The organism is Alicyclobacillus kakegawensis NBRC 103104 (assembly GCF_001552655.1).
Classification (GTDB): domain Bacteria; phylum Bacillota; class Bacilli; order Alicyclobacillales; family Alicyclobacillaceae; genus Alicyclobacillus_G; species Alicyclobacillus_G kakegawensis.
On record NZ_BCRP01000013.1, the window covers coordinates 42,904 to 65,156 of the forward strand.

The 22,253-nt window shown below is 59.7% G+C and carries 21 protein-coding genes, 1 pseudogene and 2 riboswitches; of the genes and pseudogenes, 17 read left to right on the plus strand and 5 right to left on the minus strand.

What is annotated here, in order from left to right:
- Positions 1–7 precede the first annotated feature (7 nt).
- From AK2_RS11005 to AK2_RS11045, 9 genes are all read left to right on the plus strand, one after another.
- The gene (locus AK2_RS11005) at positions 8–613 is read left to right on the plus strand and encodes a cob(I)yrinic acid a,c-diamide adenosyltransferase (protein ID WP_067934304.1); all 606 of its coding nucleotides are present in this window, start codon (positions 8–10) and stop codon (positions 611–613) included.
- 39 nt (positions 614–652) lie between these two features.
- Positions 653–834, plus strand: a riboswitch (cobalamin riboswitch).
- Between the two features lie 138 nt (positions 835–972).
- Positions 973–1,980, plus strand: coding sequence for an ABC transporter substrate-binding protein (locus tag AK2_RS11010; RefSeq protein ID WP_067934306.1), 1,008 nt, complete (start codon positions 973–975; stop codon positions 1,978–1,980).
- Positions 1,977–3,002 carry a FecCD family ABC transporter permease gene (locus AK2_RS11015; protein ID WP_067934309.1) on the plus strand — a complete coding sequence of 342 codons (1,026 nt, stop codon included), beginning with the start codon at positions 1,977–1,979 and terminating at the stop codon, positions 3,000–3,002. Before AK2_RS11010 ends, AK2_RS11015 begins: the two co-directional genes overlap by 4 nt.
- Positions 2,999–3,829: an ABC transporter ATP-binding protein gene (locus AK2_RS11020; RefSeq protein WP_169794778.1), complete on the plus strand. Its 831-nt coding sequence runs from the start codon at positions 2,999–3,001 to the stop codon at positions 3,827–3,829. The genes AK2_RS11015 and AK2_RS11020 overlap by 4 nt, the downstream gene beginning before the upstream one ends.
- A 5-nt stretch (positions 3,830–3,834) precedes the next feature.
- Positions 3,835–4,368, plus strand: a complete 534-nt coding sequence (gene cobU, locus AK2_RS11025; RefSeq protein WP_245632879.1) for a bifunctional adenosylcobinamide kinase/adenosylcobinamide-phosphate guanylyltransferase — start codon at positions 3,835–3,837, stop codon at positions 4,366–4,368.
- Positions 4,365–5,354, plus strand: a complete 990-nt coding sequence (gene cbiB, locus AK2_RS11030; protein WP_067928993.1) for an adenosylcobinamide-phosphate synthase CbiB — start codon at positions 4,365–4,367, stop codon at positions 5,352–5,354. Before cobU ends, cbiB begins: the two co-directional genes overlap by 4 nt.
- Positions 5,333–6,121 (plus strand): adenosylcobinamide-GDP ribazoletransferase, encoded by a 789-nt coding sequence (locus AK2_RS11035; RefSeq protein WP_067928994.1) that lies wholly within the window; start codon positions 5,333–5,335, stop codon positions 6,119–6,121. The genes cbiB and AK2_RS11035 overlap by 22 nt, the downstream gene beginning before the upstream one ends.
- Positions 6,122–6,123: 2 nt before the next feature.
- A complete protein-coding gene (locus AK2_RS11040; protein ID WP_067934314.1) occupies positions 6,124–8,817 on the plus strand; it encodes a cobyric acid synthase in 2,694 nt (897 codons plus the stop codon).
- An 81-nt stretch (positions 8,818–8,898) separates the two neighbouring features.
- Positions 8,899–10,374 (plus strand): potassium/proton antiporter, encoded by a 1,476-nt coding sequence (locus AK2_RS11045; RefSeq protein ID WP_067934316.1) that lies wholly within the window; start codon positions 8,899–8,901, stop codon positions 10,372–10,374.
- 25 nt (positions 10,375–10,399) lie between these two features.
- Here the strand turns inward: AK2_RS11045 and AK2_RS11050 are convergent, their stop codons facing one another.
- A complete protein-coding gene (locus AK2_RS11050; RefSeq protein ID WP_067934318.1) occupies positions 10,400–11,326 on the minus strand; it encodes a GNAT family N-acetyltransferase in 927 nt (308 codons plus the stop codon).
- Positions 11,327–11,484: 158 nt separating this feature from the next.
- Between AK2_RS11050 and AK2_RS11055 the strand changes: the two genes are divergently transcribed.
- The 3 genes from AK2_RS11055 (at position 11,485) to AK2_RS17660 (ending at position 14,470) form a co-directional block, all read left to right on the plus strand.
- On the plus strand, positions 11,485–13,101 hold the full coding sequence (locus AK2_RS11055) for an FMN-binding glutamate synthase family protein (RefSeq protein ID WP_067934320.1): 1,617 nt from the start codon (positions 11,485–11,487) through the stop codon (positions 13,099–13,101).
- 452 nt (positions 13,102–13,553) lie between these two features.
- Positions 13,554–14,153 carry a DedA family protein gene (locus AK2_RS11060; protein WP_067934323.1) on the plus strand — a complete coding sequence of 200 codons (600 nt, stop codon included), beginning with the start codon at positions 13,554–13,556 and terminating at the stop codon, positions 14,151–14,153.
- Between the two features lie 182 nt (positions 14,154–14,335).
- On the plus strand, positions 14,336–14,470 hold the full coding sequence (locus AK2_RS17660) for a hypothetical protein (protein ID WP_281180652.1): 135 nt from the start codon (positions 14,336–14,338) through the stop codon (positions 14,468–14,470).
- Positions 14,471–14,728: 258 nt separating this feature from the next.
- On the opposite strand, the gene AK2_RS11065 is transcribed toward AK2_RS17660, so the two are convergent.
- Positions 14,729–15,601: a MetQ/NlpA family ABC transporter substrate-binding protein gene (locus AK2_RS11065; RefSeq protein WP_067934325.1), complete on the minus strand. Its 873-nt coding sequence runs from the start codon at positions 15,599–15,601 to the stop codon at positions 14,729–14,731.
- Positions 15,602–15,715: 114 nt separating this feature from the next.
- Positions 15,716–15,814, minus strand: a riboswitch (SAM riboswitch).
- Positions 15,815–16,028: 214 nt separating this feature from the next.
- Here AK2_RS11065 and AK2_RS11070 point away from each other — a divergent pair.
- Positions 16,029–17,162: a methionine ABC transporter ATP-binding protein gene (locus tag AK2_RS11070; protein WP_083521108.1), complete on the plus strand. Its 1,134-nt coding sequence runs from the start codon at positions 16,029–16,031 to the stop codon at positions 17,160–17,162.
- Complete coding sequence (locus AK2_RS11075; RefSeq protein WP_067934328.1) at positions 17,159–17,815, plus strand: methionine ABC transporter permease; 657 nt, start codon at positions 17,159–17,161, stop codon at positions 17,813–17,815. Before AK2_RS11070 ends, AK2_RS11075 begins: the two co-directional genes overlap by 4 nt.
- A gap of 110 nt (positions 17,816–17,925) precedes the next feature.
- On the opposite strand, the gene AK2_RS11080 is transcribed toward AK2_RS11075, so the two are convergent.
- A complete protein-coding gene (locus tag AK2_RS11080; protein WP_369406143.1) occupies positions 17,926–18,669 on the minus strand; it encodes a L,D-transpeptidase in 744 nt (247 codons plus the stop codon).
- Between the two features lie 330 nt (positions 18,670–18,999).
- Positions 19,000–19,416, minus strand: coding sequence for a DinB family protein (locus AK2_RS11085; protein ID WP_067934331.1), 417 nt, complete (start codon positions 19,414–19,416; stop codon positions 19,000–19,002).
- 144 nt (positions 19,417–19,560) lie between these two features.
- Here AK2_RS11085 and AK2_RS11090 point away from each other — a divergent pair, with 144 nt between their 5' ends.
- The 3 genes from AK2_RS11090 to AK2_RS11095 all read left to right on the plus strand — a co-directional run bounded on the left by AK2_RS11090 (position 19,561) and on the right by AK2_RS11095 (position 21,663).
- Positions 19,561–20,568, plus strand: a complete 1,008-nt coding sequence (locus tag AK2_RS11090; RefSeq protein WP_067934333.1) for an SDR family oxidoreductase — start codon at positions 19,561–19,563, stop codon at positions 20,566–20,568.
- Positions 20,569–20,651: 83 nt separating this feature from the next.
- Complete coding sequence (locus tag AK2_RS17480; RefSeq protein ID WP_245632874.1) at positions 20,652–20,744, plus strand: thioredoxin domain-containing protein; 93 nt, start codon at positions 20,652–20,654, stop codon at positions 20,742–20,744.
- 325 nt (positions 20,745–21,069) lie between these two features.
- A complete protein-coding gene (locus tag AK2_RS11095; RefSeq protein ID WP_067934335.1) occupies positions 21,070–21,663 on the plus strand; it encodes a YdeI/OmpD-associated family protein in 594 nt (197 codons plus the stop codon).
- Positions 21,664–21,784: 121 nt separating this feature from the next.
- Here AK2_RS11095 and AK2_RS16535 read toward each other — a convergent pair.
- Positions 21,785–22,098, minus strand: a pseudogene (locus tag AK2_RS16535) (transposase); the annotation flags it as partial.
- Between the last annotated feature and the right edge of the window lie 155 nt (positions 22,099–22,253).

Below are 22,253 nucleotides of genomic sequence, written 5' to 3' on the forward strand. Positions count from 1 at the left end.
ACGGCGCATGCGCATTTACACCCGCGGCGGCGATAGAGGAAAGACCACTCTGATTGGCCGCAAGCGCAGGTTCAAGTCGGACGCGCGCGTCGAGGCGTACGGCAGCGTGGACGAGGCGGGGGCGTTTCTGGGCTTGGCCTGCAGTTTCCTCAGGCCTGACGAGGACGCTGATATTCTCGACCTTTTGGGCGGTGTCCAGCAGCGCCTGTGGGATGTCGGGGCCGACCTGGCGGCACCCCCGGACGCGGGTTTCACGTATCGAACACCCGACACCGCGGCCGCGGAACTGGAACCGATGATAGACAAATATCAGGCGGAGGCGGGACACCTCAGCCAGTTCATCATCCGCGGCGGCGACACGGCGGCGGCCGCCCTGCACGTTGCCTGCACCGTGGTGCGGCGGGCCGAACGCCGTGCTGTCGCCTTGATGCAGCAGGAGGAACTCCACCTACCGGCGCTCACCTACCTCAATCGGCTGTCCGACCTCTTGTTTGTCCTCGCGCGGGCTGTCAATGCCCGCCGCCAGCTTGGCGATGTGGTCTATGAGCGCAGCGGGGAAGTGTTTCGAGAACCGCACGCGGCACCCAAGGCGGACAGAAAATCGGACAATTGACAGTGCGTTGGCGACTTCTGTACAATTTCGGTGGACAAACTATCATTTCGCCTGTCAGGTGCCCTGCGTGAGCAGGGAGAATAGGGAAACCGGTGCGAATCCGGTGCGGTCCCGCCACTGTGATCAGCGGTTTGGGCGGGCGTCACTGCGGCTAAGCTGTGGGAAGGCGTTCGCTGGTCAGTGCTGAGAGCCAGGAGACCTGCCTGACGGGTGTGCGAGCTGAACCTTCGAGGAGAGGTTGAGTGCGCCGACGGGGATTTTCACCCAGTGCGTGAACTCTGCCTGCGGGCGGAGTTTTTCTATGACCACTCGCAAACGACTCGCAAGGGGACGCTCCAGACTGGTGGATGGAGGGTTCCATGTTGAAGCGCAAGATGATCTCAGTCACCACAGTAGCTGTGCTCGCCGCCGCGCTCGCGGCCGCATGCGGTAGCCCAGGAGCGGGCAACCATGCGTCCGGCGCGAACCTGTCCGGCGGCAACAGCGCGTCCGGAACCGGCAGCGCGCAAACTGTGCACTATCCCCTGACGCTGACCGACGATGTTGGCCACAAGGTGACGTTGGACAAGCAGCCTCAGCGCATCATATCCGCGACGGAGGGCACGGACGAAATCCTCACGGCGCTGGTGCCCAAGAAGAGAATCGCTATGGTCACCTCCTACGCGGCAGATCCCAGCTACTCCAATGTTCGCTCCTTCGTCAAAGGTATTCCCACCATCTCCGACGCCGCCACCGATGCGGAGAAGATCCTGGCCGCCAAGCCCGACCTGGTGCTCTTGGCGTCCTATACCAAACCAGGAGCCGTGAAGCAGATTGAGCAGGCGCACGTGCCCACATACGAGTTTGACAACTTCAACTCCATCTCCGACATCGAGCGCAACATCGGCGTCGTCGGCAAGCTCGTCGGCGAACCGGCAAAAGCTCGCCAGGTGGTGCGGGACATGGAGCGGAGCTTGACCGCCATTCATCAAGCCGTGAAGAGGGAAAAGCCGGTCACCGTGCTGGACTACAGTTCCTATGGCTTTGCGGCCGGGCGCAACACGACGGTCAACGATGTGATCATCCATGCTGGCGGCAAAAACGCGGCTTCCCAGTTGAACGGATGGGCCAAGATCAGCGATGAAGAAGTCGTCAAGTTGAACCCGGACGTCATCATCGACGCTTCGGATGACAAATCGTTTGTCAACAAGATCCTGCAAGACCCCAAGCTGCAAACAGTGTCGGCTGTGAAAAACCACCGGGTGTACGTGATCAACAGCGCTGACCTGGGAAGTGTGTCCCAGTATGTGGTCAAGGGCGTTTGGGATGTGGCCCATGTCCTGTACCCGAAGGCCGACCTGCCCAAGGTCACGGTTGCCCGCCCATGACCCGCGTCTCCGCCCTGCTGGTGCTGTGCAGTCTGGCGGTGGCCCTCGCAGTGGCCGCCGCCTTGGAGGTCTCCATCGGTCCCATGATGATTCCGGCGGGACGCCTGATTCCAGACACCTGGGCTTATTTGCATGGCGCGCGCAGCGGCGATGCGGTGGTGATGGGGGCCATTCGCTGGCCGCGCGCCCTGGCGGCCGTTCTCGTCGGGGCGGGACTCGCGGCGACGGGCGCCGTGCTGCAAGCCGTGTTTCGGAACTCCATGGCCGATCCGGCCGTCATAGGCGTCTCCAGCGGCGCCTCGTTGGGGGCGGTGTTGACGATTCAGACCGGTCTGGCCCAGCTGAACGCTTGGTCCACTCCCGTCGGCGCGTTCGTCACCGGGCTGCTTGTGGTCTATGTCATCTACCGTCTTGCCACCCTGCAGGGGAAGACCGCCATCCATGCCCTGCTTTTGGCAGGCGTTGCCGTCGGTTCCTTTTCCAGCGCCATGGTCACTCTGTTGCTCTCGCTGGCGCCGCTGGAGACGATGCAGCAGATGTTGTTCTGGCTCATGGGCGGGCTGGATGGCACGACGTGGATGAATGTATGGATGATTTTGGTGTTCGTGGCGGGCGGATTCGTCGTTTACCTGGGGCACGCACACGCGCTCGACATCCTGTCGCTCGGCGAAGAGCAGGCGGAAGGGCTCGGCGTCCCGTTGCAGCGTACCAAACAGGTCCTGTTTGCCACTTCCGCCCTTGTCGTCGGGGCGTGCGTGAGCGTGAGCGGTGTCATCGCCTTTGTGGGCTTGATAGTCCCGCACTTGGTGCGGATGTGGGTAGGTCCGCGCCATCGTCTGCTGCTTCCGGCCTCGGCGATGGGCGGCGGTATCCTCTTGGCGCTGGCCGATGTGCTCGCGCGCATGGCGCTGCAGCCAGTGGAACTGAACGTGGGCGTCGTCACGTCCTGTTTGGGGGCCCCGTTTTTCCTCTACCTGCTGCGCCGGCATTACCAAGCCTTCGAACGGGGGGCGAAAGGTTGAGCGTCCGAATTGACCTGGAACTCGCCGGGCTGGGTTTACCCCCCCGGTTGCAGGCGGTATCCGCGCGTTGGCGGGGCGGCCAGGTGATCGGCGTCGTCGGCCCAAACGGGGCGGGGAAATCGACACTGCTGCGGCTCATCGCCGGGGTTCTGCCCGCTGCCACAGGTACGGTGTCGCTCTCTGGGCGCCCTTTGCGGGGGCTTGCCAGCAGGGAGCGGGCGCGCTGGTTGGCGTATCTGCCGCAGCAGCTGCCAGAGGACTGCCCGTTCACCGTGCGTGAGTTTGTCGAGATGGGGCGCTACGCACACCGAAGCCCTTGGGGCGGGGTGGGTGGCCACGGATGGCAGGTCATCCACGACTCGATTGCACGTATGGGACTTGGCTCATACGAGGATGTGCCCCTGTCACAGCTGTCTGGGGGAGAACGGCAACGGGCGGGCGTCGCCCGCTGCTTGGCGCAAGAGAGTCCAGTGCTGTTGCTTGACGAGCCGATATCGAACCTGGATGTGCACTATCAGCTCGACATGCTCCAGCGCCTGCGTGAACTGGCAGACGCCGGCAGGCTGGTGGTTGTGGCCATCCACCACCTGGAGTTTGCGGCCCGCTATTGCTCCCAGTTGCTCCTGTTGGACAAAGGGCGCGTGTATGCGTGCGGACGGCCACAGGAGGTGCTGACCGCAGCCGCCCTTCGCGACGTTTTTGGCGTGGAAGCCGAGGTCTTCACGGATGCTCACGCTCACCTTCGCTTCACGTACCTGTACCCCAGGGAGGGTGATGCGCAGCGGCCGTCAACAGCTGTGCAGGCCGGAGAGGAGGCCAACCGTTGAAGTCGGTGTTCGTATTGGGAGGGGCGCGCAGCGGCAAAAGCGGCTACGCGGAACGCTTGGCCCGCACGTTGGCGGCGGAGAGACGCCTGTCGGTGACGTTTGTGGCCACAGCGCAGGCGACGGACGAGGAAATGGCGGACCGGATAGAGCGGCACCGCGAGGCACGCCCGCGCGATTGGGAGACGGTGGAGGAAGCGTTCGACATCGTGCCCATCCTGCGCCGTCAGCGTACGGATCAACTTATCATCGTGGATTGTCTGTCGCTGCTTCTCAACAATTGGATGTACGCTGGGTGCTCCGAGGAGCTTTACCGGCGGCGCGTGAACGCTTTGGCGGATGCGGTGACCATGGCTGTCGGCTCGGTGATTATGGTCAGCAACGAGGTGGGGGCTGGGATTGTCCCGGCGGATGGCCTGTCCCGCCAGTACCGCGACTGGCTCGGATGGTTGAATCAACGGATGGCGGCCGTCGCAAGCTCGGTTGTCTGGATGGTGGCCGGGATACCGGTGACTGTGAAAGGTTCGACCGAGACGCCATGATAGCCTGGCCACCGGGATTATCCCATCTCGCTCTGGCCGCATCCGCGTTGCTGTGCGACCGCATCGTGGGCGATCCTGCCCGCATCCCGCATCCGGTGGTCCTCATGGGTTGGTGGGTCCGCCGCGTGGAGGGTGTCTTGTATCGGCCGCAAGCCAGTCCGCGGACGCAGAGGTGGGCGGGTGTCGCCTTGTGGCTGCTCGTGTGCGCCCCGGTGGTGGTCCTCTCGGAAATGTTTCTCGTCCTGTTGTATCACCTCGCCCCATGGCTGGGGTGGATGGGCGGACTGGTCCTGACGAGTACAACCATTGCCTGGAAAGGTTTGCGGGCGGCGGTGGCCTCCGTCTATCAGGCCCTGCAGTGTGAGGGGCTGCCTGCCGCGCGGCTGGCGGTGGGCCAGATTGTCGGTCGGGACACAGCTCACCTGTCCGAACCGGAGGTGGTCCGGGCGGCGCTGGAGACGGTCGCCGAGAACCTGGTGGACGCCGTGGTGTCACCGGTATTGTTCGGGCTTCTGGGTGGACCCTCGCTGGCGATGCTGTACCGGGCGGTGAACACCCTTGATTCGATGGTCGGTTACAAGAACCCTCGGTATCAGTACTTTGGCTGGTTCAGCGCCCGCATGGACGACGGGTTTAACTACGTCCCAGCTCGCTTGTCTGGCCTCCTCTTGCTGGGCGCCGCTGGCTTGTGCGGCGGTAGCATGCGCCGGGGGTGGCGGGCATGGCGGGAGGACGCCCACAAGCACCCGAGCCCCAACGGTGGCATCCCAGAATCCGTCGTGGCTGGAGCCTTGGGGGTGCAGCTGGGCGGTGTCAACTCGTATGCGGGTGTGGTCTCCGTTCGCGCCCGCTTGGGCAAGGCCACCCGGCCGCTTGAGCGAAGGGATGTTTTGCGGGTCATTTCCTATTTAGACAGCGCCGCGTGGTTGCTGCTCGCGGCCTTGACGATAGGGGGCGCGGTGTATTGGCGGTTATCCGCTGGCTGACGCTCGCAGTGCAGTTTGCGACTGTATGCCCAACGCCGCGCGTGCGCGTAGTTCGGGGGTCCGACCTGCACGCGAGCATGGGCCTGGTGCCTGTGGTGGGGCTTGGCCTCGGCGGGTTTCTCTGGATTGTTTATCTGGGATTGGCGGCTGTGCTGCCTGTGCGCACGAGTGCCGCCGTTGCGCTTGCGCTGTACACTGCGAGCACGGGCGCCCTGCACCTGGATGGCTGGATGGATACTGTCGACGCTCTGGCCTGCAGGCGGTCCCGAGACGAGGCGCTGGCGGTCATGAAAGACAGTCGTTCCGGCGCCGTCGGGGTTGTGTTTTGCGTCTTGATGATCTTGGTGAAATACACAGCTTTGGTCTCCGTGCCGGCGGCATGGCCGGCCGGCGACAAACCTTGGTTGATCCCGGACGCGTGGCTATGGTGGGCGCCGATGCTCTCCCGGTTGGGCATGGTCTGGTCCATGCGGATGGCGCCTGCGGCTCGACCCGGGCAGGGCTTGGGGGCGATATACGCCGGTCGATTGCCGTTGCCTGTAATCTTGCTGGCTACCTTCCTCACGGGTTTATGTGGACTGGCCTTGCTTCCTGCTTGGCACGTCCTTGCCGCTGGCGCGCTCACGCTGGGGGCATGCGTCGGCTTCACAGCCTGGATGCGACGGCGCTTTGGCGGCATGACCGGAGACACCTACGGGGCGCTGCACGAGGCTCTTGAGACGCTGCTGTGGTTGATGGCGGCGGCGTTGTTGGCGCGGGAGGGATGACCATGCTGGACGTCCACGGTGGGCGAATAGAGGATTATATGGAGGATACGGGCCTGGCCGAGACGGAGATTGTGGATTTCAGCGCCAATATCAATCCCTTAGGTCCTCCGAGATCCGTGCAGGCCGCCATAGCGGACGCCCTGCCAAGCGTCCGCCATTACCCCGACATCCATCAGCGCCAAGTCAGGCGCGTGTTGTCTGAACGCTTTCAGGTCGGTGAAGAGTGTATCCTTTGCGGCAATGGAGCCAGTGAAGTAATCGATCTGTTTTTCCGCGCGCTGCGTCCAGCACGTGTCCACCTGGTTGAACCTGCCTTCGCAGAATACGCGCGGTTTGCCCGGCGCAGCGGAGCGGACATCCATGTACTGACTGCCGCCTCCGAACTGCTGGCCGGGCGACTGGAGCCGGTCCTGAAGAGACTGGACGCGGCGGTGCGACCTGGTGATGCCGTAGTCCTGAACAACCCGCACAATCCCAGCGGCCGCTTCTTTTTCCGCTCGGTGTGGGAACCGTTCGTCCTCGATTGGGCGGAACGCGGCGTCTGGGTGTTGTGCGACGAGTCGTTTCTGGATTTTCGGAAGGACGGGGACGCGCACTCGGCCATTCACCTGTCTGCCCAAACGCGGCGCCTTGTGACCGTGCGTTCAGCGACCAAGGTGTACGCCATGCCCGGCCTGCGCTTTGGCTTTGGCGTCGCGCACCCCGATACAGTGCGCCGTTTGGAGGCGGGGCGAGACCCTTGGAGCGTCAACCGCCTGGCGCAAGCAGCGGCAGCGGCCGCTTACCAGGATGACTCGTTTCTGCAGGAGACTTGGCGCTGGTTGGCAGAGGAACAGGATTTTCTTGCCGCGCGCTGGGGGAGGGAGGCAGACTGGCGGTGGTATGCGGGAGACGCCAACTTCTTTCTCGTTCGGTGGAATGACGCGTCGGTCGAGGGGTTGCTTGTGTATCTCCAACGGCAGGGACTGTTCCTCCGCTCCTGCGCCAACTTTCCGGGGCTGGGACCGAACTTTTTGCGCATTGCCGTCCGCAGCCGTCCCGAGAATGAACGGCTGTGGCAAGCGGTGACGAGCTACCTGCATTCCTCTGCGTCCAGGCCCGCCGCGGTCTCTCTGCCGCATATCCCAGAGCCTGTTCCGCGCCGGGCCAAAAGTCTCATGCTGGTCGGCACCGCATCGGGTGTCGGCAAGAGCGTGTTGACTGCAGCGCTGTGCCGCATTTTGCACGAGGACGGGGTGGATGTCGCCCCGTTTAAGGCGCAGAACATGTCGCTGAACTCCGCCGTCACCCCCTCCGGGCGCGAAATTGGCCGGGCGCAGGCGGTGCAGGCCGAGGCATGCGGAATTCCTCCCAATGAGCATATGAATCCCGTGCTGCTCAAGCCAACCGGTCCGCACCAGAGCCAAGTGGTCTTGCAAGGGCGCGTGTACGACTCGGTCACTGCCAGGGAGTACTTTGCCGGCGACAAGCGTGAGCTGTGGAACGCCGTGCAGGAAAGCTACGCCTACCTGGCCGAGCGCCACCAGGTGGTGGTCATCGAAGGGGCCGGGAGCCCGGTGGAAGTCAATCTCAAGGCGCGCGACATCGCCAATTTCAAGGTGGCAGCGATGGCGGACGCGGACGTGCTGCTCGTGGCGGACATCGACAGAGGGGGCGTCTTCGCGTCCATCGTCGGTACGCTGGCGCTGCTTGACGCGGACGAACGAGCGCGCGTGAAAGGCATTCTCATCAATCGCTTTCGGGGCGATGCGAGCCTGTTTCGCGAGGGAGTGCGGTGGTTGGAGCAGCGGACTGGCCTGCCGGTCGTGGGCGTGGTTCCGTTCATTCCCCGCATCGGCATCGATGAGGAAGACTCTGTGGCCTTGGACTCCGTCCGCTACCAAGGCGGAGGACCGGCAACGGACCAGCACCGGATCCCCGACGCACACCAACTCCGGATCGCCATCGTGCGGCTGCCGCATATCGCCAATTTTACCGATTTCGATCCATTGTTTTTGGAGCCGCAGGTAGAGGCTCACTTTTGTACCCGGCCCGAGGAGCTGCGGGGCGCGGCCGCGGTCGTACTGCCGGGGACCAAGAGCACGTTGCTGGATCTGGCCTGGCTGCATGAGTCCGGATGGGCACAGGCCTTGCAATCGTTTGCCGAGGCAGGCGGATGGGTGCTCGGCATCTGTGGGGGCTTTCAGATGCTGGGCGTGCATGTACTCGATCCGTACGGTATTGAGGCTGGGGCGGACGAGGAGCCAGGACTTGACTTGCTTCCGGTCAGCACGGAAATTTTGCCACGCAAGCGCACCGCGCTGGTCCGGGCGGAGTTGATGGGCCCGTTTGCTCCCCTGCGCGTCGATGGGTACGAGATCCATATGGGGAAAACGAATTGGCAAAGTGAATCGGTGCTGCCGTTTGCCCGTCTTGAGGCGGACACCGACGGGCGGGCGCGTGTGGACGGGTGTATCGCCGAGGACGGCCGTGTCATCGGCACCTATCTGCACGGAATACTCCACAATGACGATTTTCGGCATGCTTGGTTGCGTCGCCTCTGTCAAGCGCGGGGCGTACCTTTTTACTCGGTGCCCTTGCGGGCGCAGGCGGTGCGCGAGCAGGCGTTGGCACGCCTGGCCGAGGTGGTGCGCAACCATGTCCAGCTTCCCCGAATCTATGAATGGCTGGGGATATCGAGCGGTTTTGTATCTTAAGGTGAGTCTGGTAAACTAATTCTTGAGCCTCTTGTTAAGATAAGACGCGGACAGATACGTCTGTTGGCCAGGAGGTGAAAAATGGAAGTTGGGCTGCTGCTGTTGTCGCTTGTCCTCATTGCTGGCGTCTATTCAGCCCGGGTGAACAGTCGCATTGGATTTCCAGCGTTGATTGGCTTTGTCTTGATAGGCGTCCTCATCGGTCCCAACGGGTTCGGCATCGCGCCGCGGATAGACGAACACGTGGCCCAGTACCTCGGTTATGTCGCTTTGATTCTCATTTTGTTTGAAGGTGGTTTGCATACCTCCTGGACACGCATCCGTAACGCGTGGGCCCCTTCCCTGTCATTGGCCACGCTGGGCGTGCTCATCAGCTCCGCGTTCATGACGGTTCTGGTTCTGGAACTGCTCCATCTGCCGTTCTATGCGGCGGCGCTGTTGGGCGTGGCTGTCAGTTCCACGGATGCGGCCTCCGTGTTCTCCATCCTTGGCGGAGCCTCCTTGCGGCGCAGGTTGGTGGATATCCTTGAGGTCGAATCCGGCACCAACGACCCGATGGCGTTTTTTCTCACGCTCATCCTCATCGAATGGGCGGAACACGGGCCAGGTTCGCCAGGGGCCGCCACTTTGCACGTGGTTGTCCTGTTCGGTTTGCAGATGCTGGTCGGCTTGGCTGCTGGCGTGGCCATCGGGTATGCAGGCTCCTTCGTGAACCAGCGGATTAAACTGGACACAGGCGGGCTCTATCCAACCCTCTCCCTGGCGTTTGCCTTGCTCGCTTTCGGGGTCGCCAGCGTCCTCGATGGCAGCGGGTTTCTGGCGGTATATGTGGCCTCCGTGTGGATGGCCAACCATCGTCTCGAACACCGCTACAGCATCCTGCGTTTCCACGAAGGCGTCTCGTGGACCATGCATATCATCATGTTTGTGGTGTTGGGGCTGCAATTGAATCTCACAGGGGTTTATCGCATTATAGTGCCCGGCTTGGGACTGGCAGTCGGGGCGCTGTTTCTGGCACGGCCGACAGCCGTGTGGCTGTCCACGCTGGGCATGGGATTGAACTGGCGGGAAAAGGTGTTCTTGAGTTGGGCCGGTTTGCGGGGCGCCGTGCCGATTGTGTTGGTCTTGACGGCCATGCTTGCCCCCGTATATACACCCGGGACCATGCTCGACGCCGTGTTTTTCGTCGTGTTGGCATCCACTTTGGTGCAGGGCTTGACGGTCGTCCCGTTCGCCAAACGACTTGACCTGTTTGATCCGTCCCCTTCCGAAGGGCTGTTTGAATTGGTGGCGATAGCCCGGGAGAATGCGATTGTCCTGCCGGTGGAGATTGTTGCGGATTCACCCTTGGTGGAAAGGAAGCTGGTGGAGGTTCCGTTTCCGCCCAACACCCTCTGTTACGCCGTCGTTCGCGGCGGAAGCGTTCTGGTTCCGCGCGGGGCGACGCGGCTGCAGGCGAATGACCACCTGTTGGTGCTTTCCGATCGGCGGCACATTCCCGATTTAATGCGCTTGTTTGCCAATGAGTCTGTCGGTTCACCCCAATTCCTCCCATGAAAACGGGTCTGCAGCGGGGAAGGCATCATCCCAGGGCCGGATCGAGCAGCCCGTAAAGCCAAACTCTCCGGCCGGGCAGCGGTACGCCTCGCCACGTCATCAGCGGCGAGATCATGGTCTCCTGCCAACCGGCCTGCTCAAGGTAGCGGCGGAATTCGGTTTGGGCACTGGGCACGTCCACGCGCATCATCCCGGTTGCCAACCGTTCGGCGGCAGCGGTCACACTCTTGGCCACGGCCAGGGATTCTGCCAGCAGCGGGCCTATGGTGAGCGCGCCGGGTTTGGGCACGAGGACGGCGGTGCCAACGAGCTGTCGTTCGCGGTTCCGTGCGGCTACGGACAAGCGGGCGAGGTTTCGCAGCGCCTGTCTATCTGGTTGATCTGCGGGGGAGAGGAACAGGCGATGGCGGGGCGCGCCGTTGGCTTCCTGGTCGAGGCGGGCGATGAGGGACCAGTCTCTGGGGCTTATCTCCACGCATCTCGCCAACTGCCAGTCATTTTCCGTCTCTTCGTCGATGAGGACGTCCGCGTGGATGCCGGGTGATGCCGTGTCGCCTCCAATCGGACGCTGCATGCGGTGGATGAAGCCGACCGTCTCAAACCCCAGCGATTCATAGAGACGGTAGCCCGGCGCGGTGGAGACCAATGACACGCAGGCTGCCCGCGACTGGGCGTAGGCTAAACAGGCGGATACCAAGCGGCGTCCGATGCCGCGCCGTTGGACATCAGGGTGAACCATGACCATGCCGATGGAGGCCCATGTGGGTGGGTAGGCGAACACGGCGGCGGTCGCGAGCAATTGGCGGCTGCGACGCAGACCAATCACCCACCCAGAGGTCAAAAGCCACAGCACCTGTTGGCGGCGAAACGCCCATCCCAGCTGGGCAGCCAGTGCCTGAACGGCCGCCGCGTCCGACGTGCGCAAAACCTCCCAATCGTCGCTGCTGTTCATCCGTTTGTCTCCTTTGCTCCCTCTTATCTCTGACGCCATTCTATCACGGCGCACTCATAGCGCGTACCCATCTGCTGTCGCGGCAGAGCGACGAGGCATAAGTGGGGGGGATTTCGCGAACATTGTAACCTGTCACAGTCATGACAGGGGGATCGTCCATGCATCCATTGCAAACGGTGGCCGACGTCTTCGTCATCATCGCCTTCATCCTGGGCAGCCTTCTCCTGCTTGCGCTGGCGGGGATTGTCCTGATGCTGTACGTGCATGATCGGCGGCAAGACCAGCATCCCGTCCTGCGCAACTTTCCCGTCATTGGCATGGCGCGCTATTTTCTTGAGAAGATAGGTCCTGAACTGCGCCAGTATCTTTACAACAGCGACACGGAGGGCAAACCGTTTTCCCGTGTCGATTACGAGACCATCGTTAAGAGCGCCAAGTATCAACGCAATGTGATTGGCTTCGGTTCACAGCGGGATTTCGACAGGCCTGGGTATTACATCCGCAACGCGATGTTTCCCAAGCAAATGGAGGAGCTGCGGATGGACCGCGAGACGCGCGTGAAAAGCAAAAAATATGTCCTGGTGTCCGATCCGCTGTTTGGACAACGAAAGGAGAAGTGGGTGGATGCGAGTCCGTTGGCGTACCTGTTGGCCGACGAGGACGCCATCACGATTGGCGCGGGGGTAGCGCACCCGTTTGTGGTCAAGGGTCAGATTGGCATGTCCGGCATGAGCTTTGGCGCCCTGGGCAGCCACGCCATCTTGGCTCTCTCGCACGGCCTGGCCATCGCCAAGGGAACCTGGATGAATACGGGGGAAGGTGGGCTGTCGTCCTACCACCTGGCCGGCGGAGTGGATATCATCATGCAGATTGGTCCCGGACTGTTCGGGGTGCGCGACGCCCACGGCCGGTTCAATTGGGACGAACTGCGGCGCAAAGCGGAATTGCCGCAGGTGCGCGCCTTTGAGTTGAAACTGGCACAGGGAGCGAAGGCGCGTGGCGGTCATATCGACGGCGACAAGGTCACACCTGAAATCGCCAAGATTCGTCTGGTGGAACCCTACAAGCCTATCGACAGTCCCAACCGTTTCCACGAGTTTGACGACTTGCCGTCACTGTTCGATTTTGTGGAGCGCATCCGCGCCGCGACCGGCAAACCCGTGGGAATGAAGATGGTGGTCGGCAGTCCGGAACAGGCTGACGAGTTGGCGGCGTACATGCGCCAATCCGGGGCAGGGCCGGATTTTATCACCATCGACGGCGGGGAAGGCGGGACGGGAGCTTCTTATCAAGAGCTGGCGGATACCGTGGGACTGCCCATCAAGTCGGCGCTGCGTCTGGTTGACGCTGCCCTGATCCGCCACGGGGTGCGTGACCGGGTGCGGCTGATAGCTTCCGGAAAATTATTTTCACCCGACAGGGTGGCGGTCGCCTTGGCCATGGGGGCGGACCTGGTCAACATAGCGCGCGGGTTCATGATCACGGTGGGCTGCATTCAGGCCCTGAAGTGTCATGCAAATATCTGTCCGGTTGGGGTCGCCACAACCAATCCGGCTCTGGAGAAGGCCCTCGTGGTGGACGAAAAGAAGTATCGAGTGGCTAACTACGTGGTCACGATGCGGGAGGGCTTGTTTCGGCTGGCGGCTGCGGCCGGTCTGAATTCGCCTGTCCAGTTCACGCGTTCGCACGTGGTCTTTCAAGATGTTGCCGGAAGAGTGTCCAGTCTGGATGAGGCGGAGCCGGTCTTGAGCCGCCAGGGAATCGCCGGGCCCTGACGGCGGCCGTACCCGCTCACCGTTTTGGCTGGTGATGCGGGGGATGCATGGGGGGAGCAAACGGTATACGCGGCCGCTGGCTGTGAATGGGTGGGACCGGAGGCGCTAGAAGCCCTCTCCGTTTGACGCCCTGGTGGGCGATCTTGACCAACTCCCGCACCCTTTCATCCTGGGCGACATGGAACGCCAAGGAACCAAACTTGAGAAAGGTGTCCAGCTTCAATTCCCTTCACCCGCCTCTTTGACGCATGAATTGAGCCCGCAGGCCAAAGGACTAGGGGCTTTGCCATCTACCGTATTCGCTCGGCCACCCTGTGTGCTGGCGAATGCCTGGAGCGTGGCACCAGGCGGGTAATGGGCTTGGGTATAGCGCTGTCCGTTTGGCGCCAGACTGGGAGAATAGGTATCCTGTGCTGGAGAGCAGCGCAAATTTTCGATGCAGGAGCATAAACGTGCATTTTGACATTCTGGAATGGTTGCAACACTATGGCTACTTCGGCGTACTCCTTATTCTGCTGTTGGAACCTATCGGCATCCCGTTCCCAGCGGAGACGACACTGACTGTGGCTGGCGTCGAGTGGACTCGGGGTGTGTTTCACCTTTTGCCTCTCTGGTTGGCCGCTGTCGTCGGCAACGTGACTGGATCCACCGTCGCTTACGTCATCGGGCGCTATCTGGGGCGTCCCGTGATTGTTCGCTTTGGGCGGCACGTGGGCATCACTCAGACACGCCTCGATGCGGTGGCAAATGGATTCAACCGCTATCAGGGCGGGATTGTGCTGGTCTCCAAGTTTATTGCTGGCATCCGTGTCCTCGTTCCCTATGTGGCCGGCATCGAAAACATGTCCGTCATTCGATTCAGCCTCTACAATGTATTCGGCACGCTGGTTTGGACGGCCGTCTTCATCGTGCTGGGACGCACACTCGGCGTGGAATGGGCGCGGTACCATCACCTTCTCGAGCAGCACCGGGCGGTGATTGGGGTCGGTCTGATCCTTTTCGTGGCTGTCTTGGTGAGTTGGTGTGTGTATAGGCGGCGCACATCTGTGTGAACCTGGGCCGGCGTTCCCTTTGCAACTGGCGGGATGCCAGGTCGGCGCTGTGGGCCGGAGGCGCATACGCGGGGTGTCCGGAATCCGGCTCTCGGTTCGGGCGCCAGCACGGGTTATCTGCCCTGACGCCGCACCTTGGCCTCTCATAGCATGAACCATCTCAGGAGAGGGGAGTGTGTGCGTTGTACGGAGCGTTTGGAGGCTACACCCGTTGGGCGGTCGTGTTTCTTATCATCTTCGTTCTGTTCTTCCTCCTGGTGCCGGCTGTATATGTCGGCGGCGCCGACGGAGCTGCAGGGGCGCCGGGCGTGTATTGAGGCCGGTTGGCCGAACCGCGTCCCCGATCCCGGTTTGTGAGTGATCCTGTGCATGGGCCTTGACGCACCGGCAGGCCGCGAAGGCAAGGAGGCCATTCTCCTGCCCTGGCCTGCTGGCATCCCTTTGCCGGCCGCGGCGGCTTCACGCTTTCGATGAACTGCGGTTTGCCGGACAGGTTGGCCTGGTTTCACCTGATAAAAAATGGACGATGTCCCCCAGACAGCACAGATTGAGGGACCGTCCAGCGCCATCCTGGCTTACTTGAGCGGGATGGGCTTGCCAAATACTGGAACAACCGAACCATGGTAGTGGGTCTCGATGAACTTTTTCACAGCCGCTGAGTTCAGCGCTTTGTCCAACTTCTCGATGGCCGGCTTGTTTTGATCCCCGTCGCGCACGACAACCACGTTGGCGTATGTCTTGGCGGCCTGGGAATTGGCCTTTTCCACAGCCAGGGCGTCAGACACCTTGTACCCAGCTTGCAGCGCGTAGTTTCCGTTGATGACCGAATAGTTCACGTCTTTGGCCACGCGGGGAATGGCAGCCGCGTCCAATTCCTCTATCTGCAAATGATGCGGATTCGACACAATGTCATTCGGGGTCTCGGACAAGCTGTGCGGATCTTTCAAGCTGATCAGCCCGTTGTCCGCCAACAGCAGCAGCGCTCTCCCCTCGTTTGTGGTGTCATTGGGGACCGCCACGGTGGCGCCGTCTGGAATGTTCTTTAGCGATTTGCTTTTTCCCGGATACAGTCCAAGCGGCTCGAAGTGAACCATGACGGTCGGTACCAGGTCGGTATGGTTCTTTTGATTGTATTCCTCCAGATAGGGTACATGTTGGAAATAATTAGCGTCCAGTTGTCCCGACGCCAAGGCCCGGTTGGGTTGGACGTAGTCATTGAATTCCACGACCTGCAAATTAACCCCTTCCTTGGCCAGAATGGGCTTGACATAATCCAGGATTTCGGCATGGGGAACCGGGGTGGCTCCAACCTTCAGTACCGTCTCTTTTTGGGTGGATTTGGCCGTGGACTGGTTGGCTGGCGATGACTGGCTGGCTCCGCAGCCAGCTGTGAGCGCTGCGCTGATGCCGAGGACGGCCGCAAAGCGCAGGATGTTGCGGGTGTTCATCTGAATCTCCTCCTAGTTTGGTCTCTCTGTCTCCTGGGTCTATAGTGTGGACCGGCCTGAATCTCGCGCTTGGCACGAAAAAACCTCTTTCCCAGGGAAAGAGGCGGCGTACCCCTCTTATCTCTCGGAATCCATCCGCAGGAGTTAGCACCGTGCGCGTGGCCGGTTGCCGGGCATCATAGGGCCAGTCCCTCCGCCTACTCTCGATAAGAGTTTGGATGTTGGAGTTTTGTACAACCATTTATACGCGAAGAGACCTTCGCTTGTCAACTCATCGGTCTTTGGCTTGTCAAGCGAACACAAAATGAACTAGAATGGGGGACCGAGTGCATTCATCGGTGTGCCCGGATACTGCACGCCTTCCGGAGCGCGTTATCGGAGCGTGTTTTCATAGGCAGGTCTTTCCCTAGGGGAGGGATAAGCGACGATAGAATTGCGAGGGATTTGCAAACTGTACGGACAGCCCAAGAAGCCTGTGGTTGCCTTGGACCAGGTCGACCTTCGCGTGGAGGCGGGGGAGATCTTTGGGCTGATTGGATACTCTGGCGCAGGGAAAAGCACCTTGCTGCGCTGCGTGAACCTTTTGGAGCGTCCTACCCAAGGCGAGGTGTGGGTGGATGGACAAGAGATGACCCGCCTGAATAAGCGGGAGTTGCAGGCAGCGAGACGACAAATCGGCATGATCTTCCAACACTTTCACCTTCTCGCTTCCGCCACGGTCGCCGACAATGTCGCCTTTCCACTGCGTTTGGCCCATCAGCGGGGCGCCGACGTGACAAGCCGTGTGAACGAGCTGTTGGACTGGGTGGGGTTGTCTGAGCACGCCCACAAGTATCCCGCACAGTTGTCCGGCGGGCAAAAGCAGCGTGTCGCGATTGCCCGTGCCCTGGCGACGCGGCCGAAGATCCTGCTATGCGACGAGGCCACGTCCGCATTGGACCCTGAGACGACGAGACAGATTCTGGATTTGATTCTGCGCGTCAACCGCGAGCTGGGTGTGACCGTCGTGGTGGTCACACACGAGATGTCCGTGGTGCGCCGGGTCTGCGACCACGTGGCCGTGATGGAGGCCGGGCGCATTGTGGAGAGCGGATCGGTTGTGGATACGTTTTTGTTTCCCAAACACGAACTCACCCGAAAGCTCCTGGCGATGGACGATGAAAGCGAGGCGAATTTCTCGGCAGAGATGGCGCACAGGCAGGGGAACTGGCTGGGGGAGCGGCCCGGACGCAAGCTGCGGCTTGTGTTTCGTGGCGACGCGGTCTATCGTCCGATTTTGTCGGAGGTCGCCCAGCAGACGGCGGGCCACTACAGCATTCTGAAGGGAACGGTGGATGTCATCAAGGACGTTCCTTACGGGCGGCTGTTGGTGCAGTGGTTCGGGGACGAGACAACCGTGGCCAAGGCCATCGCCGCATTGGAAGAGCGTGGCTGCCGTGTGGACGTCTTGGAGGATGCTTCCGGTTTGTCGGCTGCGGTTTCCTCTCGGCCGCTGGTTAACGCTTCATGCCAGCAGGAGGCGATGAACGTCGGGAACGGAGAAGGAGGGGATTCTGGATGAGCGACCTTGTCTGGCCGGACATTCTCCAGGCGACCTGGCAGACGCTGTATATGGTCGGGGTCTCCACGTTGTTCGCGACCGCGCTCGGATTGCCCATGGGTGTGTTTTTGGTGCTGTTTTCCACGCGCCATCTGATGGAGCGGCGAGCGGCCTACCAGGTGTTGGCGGTCATTGTCAATATCGTGAGGTCCGTACCGTTCATCATCCTGTTGATAGCCATCATTCCGTTGACTGAGTGGATTGTGGGGACGTCCATCGGCGTCAACGCGGCCATTGTGCCCTTGACCGTCGGGGCGGCACCGTTTTATGCACGCGTGGCGGAAACCGCGCTGCGCGAGGTGGAGTCCGGAGTCCTGGAAGCGGCACAGGCGATGGGGGCCTCCGTGTGGCAGATTGTCTGGCGGGTGTTGTTGCCCGAAGCCCGGCCCGGGCTCATAGCCGGCGTCACCATTACCGCCGTGACCTTGGTCAGCTACTCGGCGATGTCGGGTGTGATTGGCGGCGGTGGATTGGGAGACCTAGCCGTGCGTTATGGATACGAACGGTTTGAAACGGGTGTGATGTTGGTCACCACCGCCATTCTGGTTGTTATTGTCCAGTGTATGCAAATGTTGGGGGATGCGTTGGTCAAACACTACGCTCGGCGTTCGTAGGTCTGCGGCGAATCTGTCCAATCCGGGCGAGCCGGTGCGAGCCGATGCCATACCGACGGTGTGGCACGCTGCTCCGCTGGCTCGCTAGTCGTGTTGGTCTGGTCTTTTGTTCAATCGTGGATGACGACCTTGGTGCCTGTGGGGATGTGTTCATAGACCCACTTGGCGTCCGGGATGGTCAGATGGATGCAGCCGTGCGAATCTTCGTGGCCGAGCTTTCTGGCATCCTTGACGATGACATGTCCGTCCTTGTCCATTGGCACGCTGTGAAAAAGGTACTGGCCATGGTTCAACCATGAGACCCAATACTTGGCTCCTTCGTGGAACCGCGGGGTATAGAACCACGTGCCTCTTTCCGGCTGTACGTAAAAGGTACCCCGGGGCGTGTAGGTGGCTTTGCTGCCGTCCACACCAGACGAAATGATCATCGTGTAGAGGGTCTTTTGCCCCGATTTGATGTACATCCGCTGCTGAGAGATGGACACGTCTATCCAAACCGGCTCTCCCGGTTGGAGCTTAGGATAAGGTCCGTCGGAAGGTTCGTTCCAGTTCACCGTGGGTGTAGCTGCGGATTTGGAATCGAGTTTCGCGGTGGCGAACGAGCGGCTGCCCAAAGCTTCGGCGGGATCCTCATGGTTCTCTGCGGAAGCAGACGCTTCGCTTGGTGGAGATGATTGGTGTGCAGGGACATTCTGTCCGCCCAGTGCGTGTTCGGCAGCCATGTCGGTCGACGCAGCTTGGTCCGACGCGTTGTTGCGTCCCGCGCCGTCGGAAGGCGGAGCTGTCCCGCAGGCAGTCAGCAACCATCCGCATAGCACGATCGCCGTAGTGAGTCGGAACGAGGCCCAGTGCATGCGTTTCTCTCCTTGTCTGAAGGCTTTCCTCAGTATACAGGATGTCTCCCTATGAAGCCAGTCCATTTCGACACATTTCGGGGGATTCCTGCATACTCTATCCGCTGCGCCACCGGGCTCGTTGTCTGTGTCGCAGATTGGACGCCAGCTTGTCGCCGGGCCTTCGTGTATGTTGCGGGAACGGGACCGGGAGCTGGCTGTGTCGTCTCATCCCTTCATCCATGTCTTCTCGGTTATCGTCGGCTGTTCGCTGAGGCGCTGCCGCAACTCCGTCCGCGTCGGAGTGGTGCTTGAACGCGCCTCCCGGGGTGTTCCCGCTCAGACACTTATCTACCGTTGCAAGCGGTACAGGTAAAACACATAATCTGTGGAAGCGCCGGGATAACCGAGCTGTCGGAGCATGGCTGTGATGTTGTCTCGGTGGTACGTCCCGTGGTTCACAACATGCTGGACGATGTCTGTGTAACGGGCTCGCAATGTCCCGTAGGTCGGATGCGTGTACTCGGAGACGGCTTCAAGATCCGGGTGGCTTGCCAAGAACGATTCGTATCGAGCCGCTGTCTTGGCAAAGCACGTCTCGAATGTCTCGAGGGTGGCGTCTTTCACCTCTGCTTGCCAAAGGGGCACCGACATTTGTATCGTCTCTATTGCACCGGACATGGCGCTCAGCCAAACGGCCAAGTGAATGCATGCGGCCGTGTTTCGGCCGTCCTCCTTTCGATGGTCGCTGGAACCATTGTAACCCATTTCACAAAACCCCAAAGTATATTTATATTAAAGTTGAGCTGGGCGGCCCGGTGTTCAGGTTATGAACGTGACAGTTCCGAGATGCGAATTGGAAAATTGGGCAGCGTTGTGCCAGGGTGGCGTGGATTGCGAGGAGGGACGACGATGAAGGTGTTATTCATTGGAGGCACGGGACTGATCAGCCAGGCGGTATCCCGGTTGGCAGTGGAACGAGGCATTGAGTTGTACTTGTTGAACCGGGGGCAGCGAAGTGAATTTGTGCCAGAGGGTGCAGTCGTCATCCATGGAGACATACGATCCCCTTCGGCTGTCAAGGAGGCGCTCGCCGGGCGGCATTTTGACGCCGTGGTCGACTGGATTGCCTTCACCCCGGACCATGTTCGAACCGACATCGATTTGTTTCAGGGAAGAACAGACCAGTACGTCTATATCAGCAGCGCTTCCGCATATCAAAAGCCTCCGACCCACTATCTGGTGACCGAGTCGACGCCCCTTGCCAATCCCTATTGGCAATATTCGCGGGACAAGATAGCCTCAGAGGAGCTTTTGATGGACGCCTACCGGGAAACGGGTTTCCCCGTGACCATCGTGCGCCCTTCGCATACCTATGGCGATACGATGATCCCCGCTTCGATAAACAGTCAGGAACATCCTTGGTCGCTGGTGGACAGAATGCGCCGGGGAAAGAAAATTATCGTTCATGGCGACGGTACGTCACTGTGGACGATGACCCACAACACGGATTTCGCCAAGGGTTTTGTGGGGCTGCTCGGGAACCCGCAGGCCATCGGGCACGCCTTCCACATCACATCCGACGAGGTACTCACCTGGGATCAGATTTATGAAGCCATCGGCAAAGCGGCCGGTGTAAAACCAAACCTTGTGCATATTTCCTCGGAGTTTATCGCCGCCTGCTGTCCCCAATATACGGGCGGGTTGCTGGGGGACAAGGCCGCGAGTCTCGTTTTTGATAACAGTAAAATCAAGCGCTTTGTCCCCGACTATTGCGCGACCATCCCCTTCGCGGAAGGCATTCGGCGAACGATTGCCTGGTTTGAAGCCCATCCCGAGCGTTGTACGGTGGATGAGGAGTGGGATCGCGAAATGGATCGCATCATTGCCGCCTATGAATTAGGTCGCAAATCCTATTGAATCCACTCTATTGGCTGGTAACGGAGTCATCGGAGGACGGTAGGGTATACGTACCATAAGACGTACCTTGCGGAGTATCATCATTGAACGAGGTAAGCGGTCGCAAGCTGAATCGGCTGATCCATGAGAAGAGCCCATGCCTGTTGCAGCATGCGTACAACCCAGTGGACGACTAGTTTCCGTGGGGCAGGAGGCTTTTCAAAAGGCTAAGAGAGAAGGCAAGGCGGTCTTTTGTCCATCGGCTATTCGTAGCCCTGCGGGGCTACGGATAGCGATATGTGGGAATAGAGGGATGTGTCGACCTGTCATTGGTGTCACATCCGCAGATTACACCATTAAATACCACGTCATGACTTAGATTGACACCTATAAGATGACTCTCGTATACTCCGGCTAATGGTTCTATTACGTGTCATGGTAGTGACAGAAAGAATTGGAGAAATCGAGAATGGTCATTCTTGACTGTTGGCTGCCCGAAAAATTGAAGTGGGGTGTTCCTCGATGGAAAATAATAGAATGAATCCTAAGGTTGATGAATATTTAAGTAAAGCCAAAAAATGGAGGGAAGAATTTGAGAAATTGAGGATGATCATTCTTGACTGTCAGCTGACTGAAGAATTGAAGTGGGGTGTTCCTTGTTACACGTTTCAAAAAAGAAACATAGTTTTAATACATGGATTTAAAGAATACTGTGCGCTTCTGTTTTTCAAAGGTGCCTTGTTACAGGATGCCCATGGGATTCTAATCCAACAAACGGAAAATGTACAGGCGGGACGCCAGATTCGGTTCACCAATGTTCGAGAAATAGTTGCGATGGAAACCATCTTGAAAGCCTATATCTATGAAGCCATTGAAGTTGAAAAAGCCGGGTTGGAAGTGAATTTTAAAAAGAATACAGACTTCATCATTCCTGAAGAACTTCAAGATAAATTCGATGAAATCCCTGCCTTGAAAACTGCTTTTGAAGCATTGACGCCGGGACGGCAAAGAGCATACATTCTTTATTTTTCTGAACCCAAACAATCCAAAACTCGCAAGTCAAGGGTTGAAAAATGTATGCAACAAATTCTCAATGGAAAGGGGTTAAATGATTAGTATATTCGATTAGAAAATAAATTAATAAAATTTTAAAATATTACCTCGCTTTGCGTGAACTCCTTTTTGGATTACAGGTAACACTCCTCATTTCTGTGTACTTTCCTTCTCCGGTGTCGTGCTAGGCGGTTGGCTTAAGCGTCGACGTCTGCTTCTTGCGCCACTCCCAGTACTCGTCCATCTTGAGAGACCGGTGGCCTGTCGTCCACTTCTCGTCGACCTCCATTAGCAGCGCACCCAGTGGACGTAGCGCGGATTCTCGATTCGGGAATATGCGAATCACTTGCTCACGTCTTCGAATCTGTTCGTTGAGTCGTTCTACACCATTCGTCGTCCGCAGCTTTTGGCGGTATGCACCGGCAGCGCAAGGACCGCTGTTGCCTCGTCAAATCCTTTTTCCAAGAGCTGTACAGCCTTCGGTGCTTTGTTGGCATAATCCCGCGGCAGTCTTCATGTCACCGTGTGGGTATACGGGGAGCCTAATGAGCAGAGCATCGAGAGGTTTAACCGTATATACAATGACCTCTTAGACAAACGAGAGAAGATGGAACAGGCGACACCGGCGTGATAGTGCGTCGATGTCTTTTTTT

Bases quoted from the DNA above. Each gene is read 5' to 3' on its own strand.
- AK2_RS11005 (WP_067934304.1), top strand. From the start codon at position 8: ATGCGCATTTACACCCGCGGCGGCGATAGAGGAAAGACCACTCTGATT.
- AK2_RS11010 (WP_067934306.1), top strand. From the start codon at position 973: ATGTTGAAGCGCAAGATGATCTCAGTCACCACAGTAGCTGTGCTCGCC.
- AK2_RS11015 (WP_067934309.1), top strand. From the start codon at position 1,977: ATGACCCGCGTCTCCGCCCTGCTGGTGCTGTGCAGTCTGGCGGTGGCC.
- cbiB (WP_067928993.1), top strand. From the start codon at position 4,365: ATGATAGCCTGGCCACCGGGATTATCCCATCTCGCTCTGGCCGCATCC.
- AK2_RS11040 (WP_067934314.1), top strand. From the start codon at position 6,124: ATGCTGGACGTCCACGGTGGGCGAATAGAGGATTATATGGAGGATACG.
- AK2_RS11045 (WP_067934316.1), top strand. From the start codon at position 8,899: ATGGAAGTTGGGCTGCTGCTGTTGTCGCTTGTCCTCATTGCTGGCGTC.
- AK2_RS11050 (WP_067934318.1), bottom strand. From the start codon at position 11,326: ATGAACAGCAGCGACGATTGGGAGGTTTTGCGCACGTCGGACGCGGCG.
- AK2_RS11055 (WP_067934320.1), top strand. From the start codon at position 11,485: ATGCATCCATTGCAAACGGTGGCCGACGTCTTCGTCATCATCGCCTTC.
- AK2_RS11065 (WP_067934325.1), bottom strand. From the start codon at position 15,601: ATGAACACCCGCAACATCCTGCGCTTTGCGGCCGTCCTCGGCATCAGC.
- AK2_RS11075 (WP_067934328.1), top strand. From the start codon at position 17,159: ATGAGCGACCTTGTCTGGCCGGACATTCTCCAGGCGACCTGGCAGACG.
- AK2_RS11080 (WP_369406143.1), bottom strand. From the start codon at position 18,669: ATGCACTGGGCCTCGTTCCGACTCACTACGGCGATCGTGCTATGCGGA.
- AK2_RS11085 (WP_067934331.1), bottom strand. From the start codon at position 19,416: ATGGGTTACAATGGTTCCAGCGACCATCGAAAGGAGGACGGCCGAAAC.
- AK2_RS11090 (WP_067934333.1), top strand. From the start codon at position 19,561: ATGAAGGTGTTATTCATTGGAGGCACGGGACTGATCAGCCAGGCGGTA.
- AK2_RS11095 (WP_067934335.1), top strand. From the start codon at position 21,070: ATGGAAAATAATAGAATGAATCCTAAGGTTGATGAATATTTAAGTAAA.